12 protein-coding genes and 2 pseudogenes are annotated in these 14,776 nt (G+C 63.4%); 7 read left to right on the top strand and 7 right to left on the bottom strand.

Features of this window, described 5'->3' with window-relative positions; translation table 11 throughout:
• Window positions 1-25: 25 nt before the first annotated feature.
• Window positions 26-292, top strand: a pseudogene (locus NFI08_RS00195) (transposase); the annotation flags it as partial.
• Window positions 293-304: 12 nt separating this feature from the next.
• On the opposite strand, the gene NFI08_RS00200 reads toward NFI08_RS00195, so the two are convergent.
• Entirely contained in the window at window positions 305-1,462 is a 1,158-nt protein-coding gene (locus NFI08_RS00200) for an IS30 family transposase (protein WP_349586295.1), read from the bottom strand.
• Between the two features lie 47 nt (window positions 1,463-1,509).
• Here NFI08_RS00200 and NFI08_RS00205 point away from each other — a divergent pair.
• The 6 genes and pseudogenes from NFI08_RS00205 to NFI08_RS00225 all read left to right on the top strand — a co-directional run.
• A pseudogene (locus tag NFI08_RS00205) lies at window positions 1,510-2,403 on the top strand (IS3 family transposase); the annotation flags it as partial.
• An 87-nt stretch (window positions 2,404-2,490) separates the two neighbouring features.
• On the top strand, window positions 2,491-2,676 hold the full coding sequence (locus NFI08_RS22835; RefSeq protein WP_502881047.1) for a hypothetical protein: 186 nt from the start codon (window positions 2,491-2,493) through the stop codon (window positions 2,674-2,676).
• A 4-nt stretch (window positions 2,677-2,680) separates the two neighbouring features.
• Window positions 2,681-2,965, top strand: coding sequence for a hypothetical protein (locus tag NFI08_RS00210; protein ID WP_349586298.1), 285 nt, complete (start codon window positions 2,681-2,683; stop codon window positions 2,963-2,965).
• A gap of 50 nt (window positions 2,966-3,015) precedes the next feature.
• A complete protein-coding gene (locus tag NFI08_RS00215) occupies window positions 3,016-3,522 on the top strand; it encodes an RHS repeat-associated core domain-containing protein (protein ID WP_349588732.1) in 507 nt (168 codons plus the stop codon).
• Complete coding sequence (locus tag NFI08_RS00220) at window positions 3,519-3,902, top strand: hypothetical protein (protein ID WP_349586301.1); 384 nt, start codon at window positions 3,519-3,521, stop codon at window positions 3,900-3,902. The genes NFI08_RS00215 and NFI08_RS00220 overlap by 4 nt, the downstream gene beginning before the upstream one ends.
• 246 nt (window positions 3,903-4,148) lie before the next feature.
• Window positions 4,149-5,135: an IS481 family transposase gene (locus NFI08_RS00225; protein ID WP_349586304.1), complete on the top strand. Its 987-nt coding sequence runs from the start codon at window positions 4,149-4,151 to the stop codon at window positions 5,133-5,135.
• Window positions 5,136-5,319: 184 nt separating this feature from the next.
• Here NFI08_RS00225 and NFI08_RS00230 read toward each other — a convergent pair whose 3' ends face one another.
• The 6 genes from NFI08_RS00230 to ptsP all read right to left on the bottom strand — a co-directional run bounded on the left by NFI08_RS00230 (window position 5,320) and on the right by ptsP (window position 14,647).
• Window positions 5,320-6,732 carry an ATP-binding response regulator gene (locus NFI08_RS00230; RefSeq protein ID WP_349586307.1) on the bottom strand — a complete coding sequence of 471 codons (1,413 nt, stop codon included), beginning with the start codon at window positions 6,730-6,732 and terminating at the stop codon, window positions 5,320-5,322.
• Window positions 6,716-7,921, bottom strand: coding sequence for a nitric oxide-sensing protein NosP (gene nosP / locus NFI08_RS00235; protein ID WP_213229170.1), 1,206 nt, complete (start codon window positions 7,919-7,921; stop codon window positions 6,716-6,718). The genes NFI08_RS00230 and nosP overlap by 17 nt, the downstream gene beginning before the upstream one ends.
• 97 nt (window positions 7,922-8,018) lie before the next feature.
• Complete coding sequence (locus NFI08_RS00240; protein WP_204248979.1) at window positions 8,019-8,591, bottom strand: putative antibiotic biosynthesis monooxygenase; 573 nt, start codon at window positions 8,589-8,591, stop codon at window positions 8,019-8,021.
• A gap of 409 nt (window positions 8,592-9,000) precedes the next feature.
• Window positions 9,001-10,764, bottom strand: a complete 1,764-nt coding sequence (locus NFI08_RS00245; RefSeq protein WP_349586312.1) for a PTS fructose-like transporter subunit IIB — start codon at window positions 10,762-10,764, stop codon at window positions 9,001-9,003.
• Window positions 10,761-11,762: a 1-phosphofructokinase family hexose kinase gene (locus tag NFI08_RS00250; protein ID WP_045994078.1), complete on the bottom strand. Its 1,002-nt coding sequence runs from the start codon at window positions 11,760-11,762 to the stop codon at window positions 10,761-10,763. Before NFI08_RS00250 ends, NFI08_RS00245 begins: the two co-directional genes overlap by 4 nt.
• Entirely contained in the window at window positions 11,759-14,647 is a 2,889-nt protein-coding gene (gene ptsP, locus NFI08_RS00255; protein ID WP_349586315.1) for a phosphoenolpyruvate--protein phosphotransferase, read from the bottom strand. Before ptsP ends, NFI08_RS00250 begins: the two co-directional genes overlap by 4 nt.
• Window positions 14,648-14,776: the final 129 nt, after the last annotated feature.

Raw genomic sequence — 14,776 nt, forward strand, 5'->3', positions numbered from 1 at the left:
GCAGTACACTGAACGAGGTGACCCCATGGCAAGGCAAGCAACGTCGATGAAGAAGACTCGCACCCGTTACTCCCAGGTCTACAAGGACGAGGCCTTGGCACTCGCTGACCGTGTTGGTACCAGTGCCGCCGCCCGCGAGCTGGGTCTTCAACCCAGCCAGCTCTACCAATGGCGAGCCAAGGCTCAGCAGCAGCAGAGTGCCTCGGCTCGCGAGCAGGCCTTGGCGGAAGAGAACGCGAGGCTCAAGCGTCAGCTGGCTGAGAAGTCGGAAGAGCTTGAAATCGCAAAAAAAGCCGCCTTGCGCTCAACCGGTCAATGCAACGGTGGTGGATAAGACTTCGGCAGGTGTCTTGTATCCCAGCGTTTTCCTGGGGCGCTCGTTAAGCCGCATGGCCACCTGATCAAGGTCTTGCTGGGTGAACGTGGATAGATCTGTCCCTTTTGGGTAGTACTGTCTTAGCAGGCGGTTGGTATTCTCGTTGGTTCCCCGCTGCCATGGGCTCTGAGGGTCGCAGAAGTAGACTTGAATATCGGTCGCAACCGTGAAGTCCTTATGTGCCGCCAGCTCTGTGCCCCGATCCCATGTTAGAGATCCTCTCAGACCAGCCGGCAGCCGCTGGGCCTCTCTTATCAAGCCAGCGATCACACTGGTCGTATCCTTGCCATCCACCTGAACTAGCATGGTGAAGCGAGAGTGACGCTCGACCAACGTAGCAATGTGGGAATTTCTGGCACCGGTGATCAAATCTCCTTCCCAGTGCCCCGGAATCGCCCGGTCCTCCGCCTCTGGAGGACGTTCTCGGATGGGCACCGCATCCCGGATCTGTCCGCGCGGCTGACTCGTAGCAAGCTTGGAGCGGCGCATCATGCGCTTATAACGCAGATGCTGCATCAGTTCCTTCTTCAGTACACCGCGCGCTTGGATGTAAAGGCTGCGGTAAATCGTCTCATGTGACACCTGCATGCGCCGGTCTCTCGGGAAACGGAGTTTCAGCCAGCCCGAGATCTGCTCAGGAGACCACTGTAGTGCAAGCTTTTCCGCCACGAGCTGCCGCAGTTCGGGGACAGTTGCCAGATGGCACACCTTAGGGCGTTTGGCATGCTCCCATGCAGCCTCATCAGCAGTACTGGCCCGATACCGGTCGCGTCCTCCATGGCGAGCGACTTCCCGGCTCACCGTGGAAACAGAGCGCCCCAGCTGCTGGGCGATTCGCCTAAAGGACTGACCAGTGGCGATACCACGGGAGATCGTCTCCCGCTCAGCTAGGGTCAAGTGCCGACTGGATCGTGAACGAGGGTGCGGTGCGATACCACCGCTGGTGGACAGAACACGATGTACCGACCCTGGATGCTGACAAAGTAGCCGACTGACCTCACTTAACGATTGACCTGCTTGCCACTGCTCCCAGAGTAACTGCTTCTGGTTTGCGGAGAGTCCTCCTGGCCGTCCTCGTCTTGCCATATCGTTCCCTGTCGAGTGGCTGTGTTGCGATGACCAGTTGAGCGTACCGCGGTGTACTTCGCGAAAAGCCTGAAGTGAAGTACGCCTTCATCGAGCAGCATCGTCAGGCCTTCAGCATTCAACGGATGTGTGCGTTTCTCGGTGTCGCCCGCAGCGGCTACTACGCCTGGCGACTGCGGGGAGGTGTACCCTCTCCTCGCCGCCGCCGGCAAGCGCTCACCGATCAGCGCGTGGCTCAGGCCTTCGAGCAGGGCAAGGGGCGCTCAGGCGCCCCCAGGCTGACCCATGACCTGAACGATGCTGGCGTAGCCATCTGCCTCAATACCGTGGCTGCCAGCCTCCGTCGGCAAAACTTGCGGGCGAAAGCCGCGCGTAAGTTCAAGGCCACGACGAACTCACGGCATGGCCTGCCCGTCGCACCGAATCTGCTGGAGCAGGACTTCAGTGCTACGGCGCCGAACCAGAAATGGGTCGGCGACATCACTTACCTGGCGACTGGTGAGGGCTAGCTCTACCTGGCGGTACTGATTGACCTGTATTCACGCAAGGTGATCGGCTGGGCGATGAGCGAGCGGATGACCGCTGACCTGGTCGGCGACGCGCTTCAGATGGCGCTGTGGAGCCGCAAGATGCCCAAGGGCGTCATCGTGCATAGCGACCGTGGTAGCCAGTATTGTTCGTCCCTGTACCAGTCGTTGCTGACCCGGCACGACCTCCGGTGCAGCATGAGTGCCAAGGGCAACTGTTACGACAATGCCTGCGCCGAGAGCTTCTTTCACAGTCTCAAGGTCGAGGCCATTCACGGCGAGCGACTCACGACCCGAGAAACCATGCGACGGCAGGTGTTCGAGTACATTGAGTTGGACTACAACCGGCAACGCAGGCACAGCGCGATCGGGATGATCAGCCCAGAGGCCTTCGAGGCTCGAATGATCGCTTAGACCGGTGTCCACCAGTGCTGGGTAAGATCAATAGCGTACCTGATCGATCAGGTGTTGCACTTGCTCATTGAGACCGCCCCTCAACCTATGGAAGGTAAGGGAGCATATGTTGATCCTGAAACGGGAGTACAACGTGTCCTGTGCCACACGAACTGTGAATCACCACACGCTCATGTCAACAACGTTCAAGGGCAACGCCTAGACATTAATGGTTCCGTAGTACCTCCAGAGTCTCCTGAAGCCCACTTACCAATCAATCTTTCAAACCGGTGATTAAATGCATGACTGGACTATTGTAAAAGTAATTGCGGAATGGCGCACCGGCGAAATTGAGATAGAATTAATTTCTCCTTGTGGAGAGATCGAAATATTAAGAGCACACAAGTTTAAAAACTTGAAAATCCCAAGAAGAAGTGAGTGGGGAGAAAGTGTATCAGTTAACAAAATCAGTGGACCTAAAAATACCGGAAACGGGAACGTCTATTTCTCAATGGAGATACAATCCGGTGACATTATTGAATTTGAAGCTGAAACGATCACACTTCCAAAGCTGGATTCATAAAATAACTGCAGCACTTTGGACCACGAGGTAGAGGCAGTTAAGGCCAGTACCTGGATGAAGAAACCGGGCTGCACTACAACCGCCATCGGTACTATGATCCAGAGACGGGACGCTTCACCACCCAGGATCCCATCGGCCTGGCCTGCGGCGAAAATCTGTACATGTACGCCCCCAATCCGACAGGATGGGTGGATCCGCTGGGGTTGAGTAGGGACAATGGGTGTAACTGTCCTGATTCGGGGGTTCCTCGGAGGGGTTACCACAATGAGACCTACAGTAATAAACCTGTCAAACCAGAGGACGCAACAGACCGATGGGATGAATTTTTGGGTCCGGGACCTCACACTGATATTCATCCACGAACGGGTGCTCCCGACCGCGATAGAATCGTATCTTCAGATGGTGCTCGCAGTATCCGTTACGGTTCCCATGAAATGAATAGCTCCTCCACCAAACATCATTATCACGAAGAAATCTGGACGCTGGGTACAGAAAACAATGTTATGAATGTAGATAACACTGTTATTAGGGTTCCACAGAGAAAGACATCGCGATGAATGTAAAAATCGAAGAGATCAAAGTACTCAATAAAAATACTTTTGTTAACTTTGCCAGCCCCTTAGGAAGAGGGAAGGCTATTTGGCTGGGAAATATGCCAAGAAAAAACGAACATTATGATGTTGAGATAGATATTGACGAGAAACTCTGGTGGGGATCGACAATACTTGGAGCAAACTCAAAACAACCAAAAATAAAGGAAGGAAAAGATAGTATTGAGCTAACTGGGGAGGTGGTGGCAATTGAAGAAGATGGACTATTAATTGTATCCATTGGGGGAAGTCTAATATTTGTGGAAACAGATTTAGAAAAAAATCCACACAAACCGTTCGTGACAATGAGAACACATCATTTAACCATGCATGACAGCAACTATTAATTGCAATATCTATTATATTGCCAAGCGGCCAACAACCCCCACCTTCTGCAACTAAATAGGGCTCTTCGTCGTTGGATGTGGAATGCAACCGGGAAAATATCGAGAGCTCATAACGCCTCCACCGACTAACGCACCCGCTATTGGCTCACTCTAACTGTGGTGTCTCGGATGTTCAATTGACCAAAAGGAGCTATCCTTTGATAGCCGCCCGAGGGCTTCTCCGTCAGTTCATCCAGGAGCATTGCCATGGAGATCAAGCTTCATAAGCAAGCCACTACAACCCCGAAGATTCGCGCTGAGATCCAGGCGGCTCCTGCTCACATTACCGATACGGCGCTGGCGGAGCGTTTTGGTGTCAGTGACATGACGATACGTCGGTGGCGGCACCGCGATGACGTCTATGATCGCCCCCACACCCGTCACAACCTCAAGGCAACGCTCAACCACGAGCAGGAAGAGGTGCTGATTGCGGCACGCGAATTCCTTCGTCTCGGGCTCGACGACCTGCTCGTCGTCGCCCGGGAGTTCTTGCATCCCACGCTATCCAGAGCGGCGCTCCACCGGATGTTGAAACGCCGCCAGGTGCCCACCTTGGCCCAATTGGCTAAGAGGGATCAGGAGGGCAAGAAGGAAACGCCCAAGCCCTTTCGAGACTACGAACCGGGCTACCTCCATATCGATATCAAATATCTGCCGCAGATGCCTGATGAGACGCAGCGCCGCTATCTGTACGTTGCCATCGACCGAGCTACGCGCTGGGTCTATCTGGAGCTGCGCTCCAGCCAGGCGGCAAGCGATGCTGAAGCGTTTTTCCATCGGGTCGTTGAGAAGGCCCCGTTCAAGGTCCAAAAGGTGCTGACGGACAATGGCAAGAGCTTCACGGATCGCTTCACCTCTGGTGGAGAGCGCAAGCCCACCGGACAGCATCCGTTTGACCAGGCATGTGCAGAGCACCACGTGGAGCACCGCCTGATTCGACCGGGCCACCCTCAAACCAACGGAATGGTCGAACGCTTCAATGGCCGTATCAGTGACGTCTTGGCGACGCGTCGCTATGTCTCCGGAGAAGACCTGGAGCAAACGCTAAAACGATACTGCTGGCTGTACAATCATCACATCCCGCAGAAGGCATTGAAGCACCAAGCCCCCATTTCAGCGATGAAAGACTGGCAGAACAGGCGTCCTGAGCTATTCACCAAGCGTGTAATTAATCATCCGGGACCTGACATCTAACGACAGGCGGCAAGGGCCAGCCCATCGCGCGCCGCGAATGCGAGCTGGTCACCACCGACACCCGCGACGCCACAGGCCAGGTACCAGAGCGCGAGAGCCAGAGACAGGTCCTGCCCACCCTGCCTGGCCAGGCGACGGGCGCGCTAGCAGATAACGAACATCTCGCTGACCAAGGCAAGACGACTCAACCGGCGTCGAGCAGGTGTATCAGTGCCTGACGCAGGCGCAGGGGCTTCAGCGGCTTCAGTAGACAGGGGAAGCCAAGCTCACGACAACGCCGCTTGATCTCGGCGTCGTGATTGGCGGTGATCAGTATCGGGGCCAGGTCTATATGAGAGCAGGCCAGGCGCTGGGCCAGGGCCAGACCATCTTCTTCGTCGCTGGACAGGTGGTAGTCGATCATCACCACCGTTGGCGACTGCCTATCCATGCCCTGTGTCTCGTGACGCTCGGCCAGGCTCTGTTCCAGTTCAACCACTCGCGACGCCAGGCGCGCCCGACATCCCCAGCCACCCAGCAGCGCGCTCATGCCCTCGAGGATGGCGGGATCGTTGTCCAGCACCCACACCTCGGTACTCTGCAGCTGCCGCGTGCCGGCCTGCTGCAGGGTCGAGGCCGACGGGGCCACCGCACGCGCCGGGCGAGCGCAGGGCACGCTTACCGAGAACTGGGCGCCCTGGCCGGGTCGGCTATTGAGGGTAATGGGATGATCGAGCAGGCGGGCGATGCGATCGACGATGGCAAGCCCCAGCCCCAGCCCGCGCTCCTGCCCCGGGGCTGCGGCGTTGCCGCGGCGAAACTCCAGAAATATCTCGTCGCGCCGAGCCTCGTCGATGCCCGGGCCGGTATCCCCCACCAGGATCTCGAGCCAGTACTGCTGGCCTAACCGACGTCTGCGACAGCCGAGCAGCACCCGCCCCGACTCGGTGTAGCGTACGGCGTTGGACATCAGGTTGCGAATCACCCGGGCAAGCAGCGCCAGGTCGGACTCGACCCAGGCAGAACTCGGCACATAGCGAAACGCCAGCCCGCGGGCGCCGGCCATCTGACGAAATTCCTCGGCGAGCGCATCCAGCAACTGCGAGACGGCGAAGGGGGCCACATCCGGGGTCAGCACTCCGGCATCCAGTCGCGAGATGTCGACCAGGGTCCCCAGCAGCAATTCCACGTCGCTGAGCGAGCGATCGATACGCTGCACCAGGCGGCCGGATTCTTCCGGCAGCTTTCGCTCTTCCAGGGCGCTGGCAAACAGCCGCGCGGCGTTGAGCGGCTGCAGCAGGTCATGGCTGACCGCCGCCAGGAAGCGGGTCTTGGAGGCATTGGCGGCCTCGGCGTCGCGCCGAGCCTCCTCCAGACGGGCATTGGTTTCGGCCAGTTCATCCAGGGTTCGGTGCAGGGTCTCGGTACGCTCGCGCACCTGCTCGGCGAGCAGCACCGCGTGCTCGAAGGCACCATAGGGTGCCCCGCCCGCCCCGGCGGACTCGACCCGCTCGATCAGCGCCTGGCAGATCCGGCGTAACCGATGGTTTTCCTCCAGCAGTTCCTGTTCCAGTGCACTGCTGGCGCGATCCTGCCTTGGCTCACCGACCAGATCCAATCGCCACCCCCGTGAAGGTCTGGTTGATATGCATGCCGTGGTGCTGCTCGCCGTAGGTGTTGAAGCCCACCACCGAGGCCCTGGAAAGTCGCTCGGAGGCGTCGCCGATCTGCGCGAGCGCCTCGAACTCCAGCCGTCTGAGAAAGCAGTCACAGCCGATGATCAACTGCGGTTTCCCCAGCCGGCGCTGAAGGCCCCCCAGGGTATCGTCGAGGGCCTCGAGAATCGGCGTGCCGGCCATGGCGGTCAGCACGATGCCGGTCTCCACCGCGCAGTAGAAGCTGAGGCTACCGTCGGCGTTGGCACGCTGGATCGAGCGGACGTAATAGGCGTCGCCCAGCTTGACCGCCAACGGGTGGCGGGCAAACACGCCCTCATCGAGCTCGCTTGGCAAGACCCCGACCAGCCGGGCGTACTCGTCCACCGCGGGCAGGGCATTGAGCTCCAGCACACGCCGGCCCGCAGGGTCGGCGCGGGTGACCACCAGCTTGTCACGGCGTGCCGCCAGGTGATGGGTCGAGAACACCTCGAAGGGATGGTGGGTGGTGATCAGCACCACCACCGCCGCCGCGCTGTGAAAGCGCCCACCGGCAAACACGTGGGTATGCGCCAATCGGTTGTCGTCCCCGGCCGAGCCACCGAAGCTCGGGATACCTCCCAGGGCGGCGTCCAGCGTGGTCAGCACCTGCTCTTCGCTGGCCGACAGCCCATCGAGCAGGGTCAGCGCGAAGGCCTCGCCATCCAGATGCCCCCTGGCGGTGGCAAGAAGCGACTCCACCCGACGCTGGGCGTCGATCAGGGAGACGCTCTCGAGGTCCTCGAGCAGGGTGGTGGCCACGCCAAAATGACGGCGATCGAACCCGATGGCGACGATGGACCCGCGCTCGTACCCCAGCGGGGTGATCTCACCCGCCGTGGTGCAACCCGCCAGCGGCAGCCCACCGAAGGTCGACTCCAGGGCCTGGGCCAGGGGGTCCAGCGCGTATTCGGCGCTGACGAAGAACAGCACGAAACCCAGGTCGGGATGATAGAGCTCGTGATGCAGCTCACACGCCGCCTGTTCAGCCTTGGGGTGGCGGCTGGCCGCCACCTTGAGTCCCAGCGACGCAAGCTCTTGTTGTTCTGGTGTAGGGCGCTCCCGCGCGGTGATGTCGCCTTCCACGCGGGGCGCCGTGCTCGCACTGCCCATGGGCTGTCCTCAAGATCCGCGGCAACGCCGCATGACCTGAGTGTAGGCGCGAGCAGTGGCCAGACTCAATGCGAGCCGGGAGGGCCGCCTGTCAGCCTCAGCTGCGGCGCAGACGCAGGCTCAGGCGAGCGCCACGTCCAGGCGGCGCCTGAAGCCAGGGCGCCAGCAGGCGGGTAGACAGGGGGATGAAAAGGAACACCATCACCGGGGTCAGCATCAGGGTGCTGGCGAGTACCCGAGGAACCAGCGGCAAGGTCGCCAGGGTATCGCCCAGCAGCCACTGGAACATCAGCGACACCGGGAAGAACGCCAGCCAGATGGCGATCGCCTGCTTCCAGCGCGGCGGCACCCTGGGGCCGGGGCTGGTGAACCAGCTGTCGAGTCCCAGGGCACGCCGCTCCTGGGGGGCCTCGAACAGGCCGGCACCACGCTCGAGCCAGGCACGGCGCGAGGCGGAATGCTCCCAGCGTGCGAGGGTATCGGTGTCCTGAAAGCGAAAGATGATCTGATACTCGTCGTCGCCGGGGGGCGGCGCCAGGATGCCGGAGCCGAGATAGCCGGGAAAGTCCGCCGCCAGCTCGCGGCCTTCATCGAGCCACAGGGTGAAGTCGCGGTAGCGTCCACGCGCCACGCGGCGGGCCACCATGAGAGTCACGGGTTCGCTTGACATGGGATCTCCTCATCAATCGGACGTACCGCCTCGTGCCAGCTCGCGCCGACTTTCGCCGGCCTTCACAAGAAAACGGTCGTCCTTGTCAGGCCCCGGGTGGGGGCCGCCTGGGCCCGGTAAGGCCCTGTCCCGGCTGAGGTGGGGTCGCCACCTGCTCCGGGTCCTGCCTAGCATGAGGCAAGAAGCGCGCCATTATGCCATGCGCTCGGAATTTTTCCGTCTTTTTACTGAGAATCCAGCAAAATACCAGTCGATCATTTCGTTAAAGGGTCAAGAACAAAAAAAATGGCCCGACCTGTCAGGCCGAGCCATTGAGCAATACCCTTCATCGTGCACCAGTGAGAGGCACCCAGGGCGCCACCTGCACCTTGCTGGCCGTCAACCGCCGGTGAGTGCCGAGCCCCCCATATCAGGCCCCCTCGCCCACCGGCATGGAAGCTGCCTCGCCGCGCTTGATGGCGGCGTAGCCGAGCCCGGTCACCAGCGAGCCCGCGACGATCGCCAGCAGGTACCACAACACTGGAGTAATCGCATTTGGAATCAACAGCACGAATACGCCGCCGTGGGGGGCCATCAGCTTGGCGCCCACCAGCATCGAGATGGCTCCGGTGATGGCGCCGCCCAGCATGCTGATGGGAATCACCCGCAGCGGGTCCTTGGCGGCGAAGGGAATCGCGCCCTCGCTGATGAAGCACAGCCCCAGCACGAAGGAGGCCTTGCCGGCCTCGCGCTCGGGGTCGGCAAACTTGCGCCCGGCGACGAAGGTGGCGATGCCCATGCCGATCGCCGGCACCATGCCGGCGGCCATGATCGCCGCCATGGGGGCGTAGGTCTCGGAGGCGAGCAGGCCCACCCCGAAGGTGTAGGCCGCCTTGTTGACCGGTCCCCCCAGGTCGAAGCACATCATCGCCCCAAGCAGAATCCCCAGCAGCACCGCGTTGGTGGAGCCCATGCTCTCGAGGAAGGCGGTCAGTGCCTCGAGCACCCCGGCCACCGGCTCACCGACCACATAGATCATCACCAGACCGGTGACCAGACTCGCGACCAGCGGGATGATCAGGATCGGCTTGAGTGACTCGACGCTGGAAGGCAGCTTGACGTAGCGGGTCACCGCCTTGGCCACGTAGCCGGCCAGAAAGCCCGCCAGGATACCGCCGATAAAGCCGGCACCGATGTTCGACGCCAGCATGCCGCCGATCATGCCCGGGGCGATGCCGGGGCGATCGGCGATGGAATAGGCGATGTAGCCAGCCAGCACCGGCACCATCAGGGCGAAGGCGGTGCCCCCACCGATCTCCATCAAGGCGGCAGGCAGGGTGCCCTCCTCCTTGAAGGCCTCGATGCCGAAGACGAAGGACAGCGCGATCAAAAGGCCCCCGGCCACCACCATGGGCAGCATGAAGGACACCCCGGTCAGCAGGTGCTTGTAGACGCCCTTCTCCTTGAAGCTCTTGGCGGACTCGGCCCTGGCACCGCCATCCGCGCTTTCCACCTGGGCCTCGACCAGCGCTGCCTCGATGGTCTGGCGCGACTTCTTCAAGGCGTTGCCGGTGGACGTACGGTAGATCCGCTTGCCGGCAAAGCGGGTGGGATCGACCTCGATATCGCAGGCCAGGATGACCAGATCCGCCTGGGCGATCTCGTCGTCGGTCAACTGGTCCTGAGCGCCCACCGAGCCCTGGGTCTCGACGCGTACCTGATGGCCGAGCCCACGCCCGGCCTCGGCCAGTGCCTCGGCGGCCATGAAGGTGTGGGCGACCCCGGTGGGACAGGCGGTCACCGCGACGATGCGCGCCTCGTCGCTGACGTCTGCAGCCACGGGGCCATTCCCTGAAGCGCTGGCCGCCTCATCGTTGAGGGGGGTAAACACCTGGGCGTCACGGGCCGCCCGCTCGAGAAAGTCCGACGGGTCGCTCAGGGCATCTTCCAGGCTGCCACGATACAGGCGCTTGCCGCTGAAGCGGTGGGCCCCGGCGATGGGTTCGCCCACCGCGATCACCAGCTCGGCCGCGGCCAGGGTCTGGTGGGACAGGGTCTCGACCGGCGCCAGGCTCGAGTGCACCTCGGTGGAGAGCTGCCAGTCCTTGGCCTCGGCGGCAGGGGTCAGGCGCTGGGCGGCCAGGTAGCTCGTGACGCTGCCGCCGGGGCAGGTCGTCAACAGGATCACGTTCATGCAAGTACTCCCCGGGCTTCGACGTCATTGAGGCGCCGCACCCTGGTGTCGGAAAGAAGGTCGGTGAAATCGGAGGCGTCGGCCCGGCCCACGCCGGTGTGGCGCACCGCCTCGGCGGACAGCGCCGTGGCAAACCTCAGCGCCTGTTCCACAGGCGCCTCGCACAGCACGCCGTGCAGCATGGCGGCAAACAGGGTATCGCCGGCACATACGGTATTGGCCACCCTGACCGCAGGAGGCAGCGACTGCCACAGGCCATGCGGACCCAGCCAGGTCACACCGTCGGCACCGGCGGAAATCAGCACGTCGCCGACGCCGGCGGCGTAAAGCTCAAGGGCTGCACGCTGAACGTCGACGTCTGTTGCAATGTCACGATCCGCCCAGTCGGCCAGCTCCTCCAGGTTGGGCTTCACCGCGTCGGCCCCCGCCTTGACCGCTGCCTTGAGCGCCTCGCCGCTGGTGTCCACCCACACGGGTACGCCGGTGGCCTTGATCCGAGTGATCAGTTCGGCCAGCGCCGAAGCGCCGACTCCCGGTGGCTGGCTGCCGCCGATCATTACCGCGGCGGGGCGCAGCGCAGGCGTCGTCAGGCGCGCCTCGATGGTGGCGATCAGGCGCTGCCAGGCGTCGGCATCGACGCTGAGTCCCGGCGCATTGATATCGCTGACGCGACCGTCGGCCTCGCTCAGCTTGGTGTTGATGCGGGTGGCGCCGGGCAATCGCACAAAGGCGTCCTCGACCCCCATCTCGGCGAAGGCATCGATGAAGGGCGAGTCGTTGTCACTGCCCAGAAATCCGGTGACACAGACCGGGTGGCCCAGGGCGGCGAGCACCCGCGCCATGTTGACGCCCTTGCCGGCGGCGGTCAGCTCGACTGACTCGGCGCGGTGCAGCGCACCTGGCGTCAGCCGGTCCACAGCGACAGACAGGTCCAGCGCCGGGTTGGCCGAAATGGTCAGCACCGGTGGCTTGACGGCATTGCCGGATATCTCGCTCATTGGTTCGCCTCCAGCTCTCTGCGCACGTCCCGGGCGGTGGGAGCGGCCAATGCCAGGGCGGCGAGTTCCCGGGCCCGGGTGGTGGAGACCGACGCCAGGCGTGCCTTGACCATGGGTACCTGGCGGGCGCTCACCGACAGCTCGTCGATGCCGAGGCCAACCAGCACCGGAATCGCCTGGCGGTCGCTGGCCAGCTCACCGCACACGCCGACCCACTTGCCATGGGCATGGGCCGCCTGGACGGTCATCTGGATCAGCCGCAGCACGGCCGGGTGCAGGCCGTCGGACTCCCCGGAAAGCTCAGGATGACCACGGTCGATGGCCAGGGTGTACTGGGTCAGGTCGTTGGTGCCGATGGAGAAGAAGTCGACCTCGGGCGCCAGGCTCGGCGCCAGCAGCGCGCAGGACGGCACCTCGATCATCACGCCCAGCTGCAGGCGGTCGCCGTCTCGGCTGACGCCGAGTTCGCGCAGCACCTCATCGAAGATCGCACGGGCGGCGCGGAACTCATCCAGGTCCTTGACCATGGGCAGCATGATGCGCAGCGGCCGGCCGTCGGCGGCCTTCACCAGGGCGCTGAACTGATCGCGCAGCACCTGGGGACGCCTGAGGGCCAGACGAATGCCACGCAGGCCGAGGAAGGGGTTGTCCTCCTGGGGCAGTGGCCAGTAAGCCAGCGGCTTGTCGCCACCCACGTCCAGGGTCCGCGCCACCAGCGGGCGGCCGTCCAGAGCATCCAGGGCTTCGCGATATTCGCGCTCCTGGGTCTCCACGTCCGGCAGCGAGGCGTGGGCCATGAACAAAAACTCGGTACGCAGCAGCCCCACCCCCTCGGCGCCGCGCGATACGGCGTCGCGGGCGTGGGCGGTATTGCCCAGGTTGGCGACCACCTCCACGCGGGTACCATCCTCGGTCCGGGCGTCCTCGAAGCGAGCGTCCCAGGCACGTGCCTTGAGCGCCTCCAGCGCTTCCATGCGCGCCTCGAAGCGCTCGCGACGCGCTTGCGAGGGTGCCGGCACGACCCAGCCTTCATCGCCGTCGAGCAGCATCTCAGTGCCATTGTCGAGCGCCAGCACGCCGGCACCGGCACCGACTACCGCCGGTATCCCTAGTGCCCGGGCGAGTATCGCGCTGTGGGCGGTGGCGCCGCCCCGGGCGGTGAGGATGCCGCGAACCCGCTCGGTGTCCAGGCGGGCGACATCGGACGGACCGATATCGTCGGTCACCAGCAGGTAAGGCACGGCCGGCGGCTCGGGCAGCTCGACGTCGCACAGGATACCCAGCACACGACGGCCGACGTCACGCAGATCCGCGGCTCGTTCGGCCAGCAGGCGATCGGCCAGCTGTTCCTGGGCGCGGGCGGCGACGTCGATGGCCTGCCACCAGGCGGCCTCGGCGGAAAGCCCCTCGTCGATGCCCTCGCGCGCGGCCTGGGCCAGTTCCGGGTCTTCGAGCATTTCCTCATGCATCGACAGAATGGCGGCGACCTCGCCTCCGGCGGTCCGGGCGATCAGGGCCTTGAGCTGCTCGCCGCCCTGGGCGATGGCCCGCTCGAGGCGCTGTCGCTCTAACGCGGAGTCCGCCGCCTCGCGGGGATAGTCGAAGTCCGGGGTCTTGATCACGAAAAGCGGCGCCACCGCGAGTCCCGGCGATGCGGCCACCGCTTCCAGCGGCTGGTCGGCGGGCGGCATGCTTGCCGCCACCGGCTCCTCGACCGCCTGCTCGGCTTCGCCTTGCGACACAGCCGAAGACGCCAGTGGCGTCACCTGCTCCCCCAGACCATCGTTGATCGCCTCGACCAGCGATGTCAGCGCCTGTTCGGCACCCTCGCCTCGCGCCGACAGGATCAGCTCCTGTCCTCGTCTGGCACCAAGACCGATCACCTTGGTCAGCGACGCCGCCGACACCGGGCGTCCGCTGCCCTCGGCCAGGCGCACCTGCACGGCGACCCCGCTTTCGCGTGCCTTCTGGACCAGCACCTTGGCCGGACGCGCGTGAAGCCCATGGGCGTTGAGCAGGCGTACGCGACGACTCTGGGCCGAGCCACCTTCGCCAGCCAGCAGCGCCAGCCAGTCGTCGGCGTCCCGCTCGCGCAGATGGGCGGCGTCGGACTCATCCAGTGACGCCACCAGCGACACGATGGCGTCGGCCAGCGGGCGTCCAGCCTCGCCATGGGAGGCCAGGCACAACACCGCCTCGACGTCGCTGCCCTGATGCTGGACGGGCTTGGCCGGCGTCACCGCAGCGAGTGCCGGCGTGGACACGCCGGCTTCGCTGGACGCAAGCCACAGCCCCCGTCCCAGGTGCGTCGGCATGGAGGTGACCATCTCGGCAAGATAGGCGGTATCGACCAATGCCAGCTGGCGCAGCCGCTGAGCCCCGGCCAGCGCCAGATCGAGCAGGTCGTCGGCGCGATGGCCCAGCACCAGGGTGTCCTGGTCCAGTCGCGGGCGAACCACCGGCCGAGCCAGCAGCTCGGTGATCTCCTCGGCGCTGCTCGCCTGGGCCAGGCGTTCGGAGACACCGTCCCGGTCGAGCACGTGGGTCAGGCTTCTGAGGATATCCAGGTGCTCATCACTCTGGGCGGCGATGGTCACCAATACATGAACGAGGTTGCCGTCGTGCCAGCGCACGCCCTCGGGGAACTGCAGCACCCGCACCCCGGTGCGACGCACCGCGCCTCGACTCTCGGGGGTGCCGTGGGGGATGGCGATGCCATTGCCAAGCCAGGTGGAAGACTGGGACTCCCGATCGACCAGGCCCTGGCGGTAGCCGTCATCGACCAGGCTGGCCGCCTTCAGGGCGTCAAAGGCGGCGTCGAGGGCGTGGCGCCAGCTCTCGGCACGACAATCCAGCAGGATGTCGTCGGCGTTCAGCGTCAGCATGAAGGGCTCTCCTGGGTGAGGTGCAGCGTTTCCTCACCGGTATCGGTTGAACGGTGTCGGCGAGGAGGTCCAGCGCCCCGGCACTGCCGGGATGCAACAGATACAGCGCACGCCGGATGCTGGGATCAC

The sequence above is a fragment of the Halomonas sp. EF61 genome, assembly GCF_040147045.1.
In the GTDB taxonomy this organism is placed as follows: Bacteria; Pseudomonadota; Gammaproteobacteria; order Pseudomonadales; family Halomonadaceae; genus Halomonas; species Halomonas litopenaei.

Excerpts from the sequence above, each read along its gene's own strand:
- NFI08_RS22835 (WP_502881047.1), top strand. The coding sequence starts at position 2,491 with ATGGAAGGTAAGGGAGCATATGTTGATCCTGAAACGGGAGTACAACGT.
- NFI08_RS00220 (WP_349586301.1), top strand. The coding sequence starts at position 3,519 with ATGAATGTAAAAATCGAAGAGATCAAAGTACTCAATAAAAATACTTTT.
- NFI08_RS00240 (WP_204248979.1), bottom strand. The coding sequence starts at position 8,591 with ATGTCAAGCGAACCCGTGACTCTCATGGTGGCCCGCCGCGTGGCGCGT.
- NFI08_RS00210 (WP_349586298.1), top strand. The coding sequence starts at position 2,681 with ATGCATGACTGGACTATTGTAAAAGTAATTGCGGAATGGCGCACCGGC.
- NFI08_RS00225 (WP_349586304.1), top strand. The coding sequence starts at position 4,149 with ATGGAGATCAAGCTTCATAAGCAAGCCACTACAACCCCGAAGATTCGC.
- NFI08_RS00200 (WP_349586295.1), bottom strand. The coding sequence starts at position 1,462 with ATGGCAAGACGAGGACGGCCAGGAGGACTCTCCGCAAACCAGAAGCAG.
- ptsP (WP_349586315.1), bottom strand. The coding sequence starts at position 14,647 with ATGCTGACGCTGAACGCCGACGACATCCTGCTGGATTGTCGTGCCGAG.
- NFI08_RS00245 (WP_349586312.1), bottom strand. The coding sequence starts at position 10,764 with ATGAACGTGATCCTGTTGACGACCTGCCCCGGCGGCAGCGTCACGAGC.
- NFI08_RS00250 (WP_045994078.1), bottom strand. The coding sequence starts at position 11,762 with ATGAGCGAGATATCCGGCAATGCCGTCAAGCCACCGGTGCTGACCATT.
- nosP (WP_213229170.1), bottom strand. The coding sequence starts at position 7,921 with ATGGGCAGTGCGAGCACGGCGCCCCGCGTGGAAGGCGACATCACCGCG.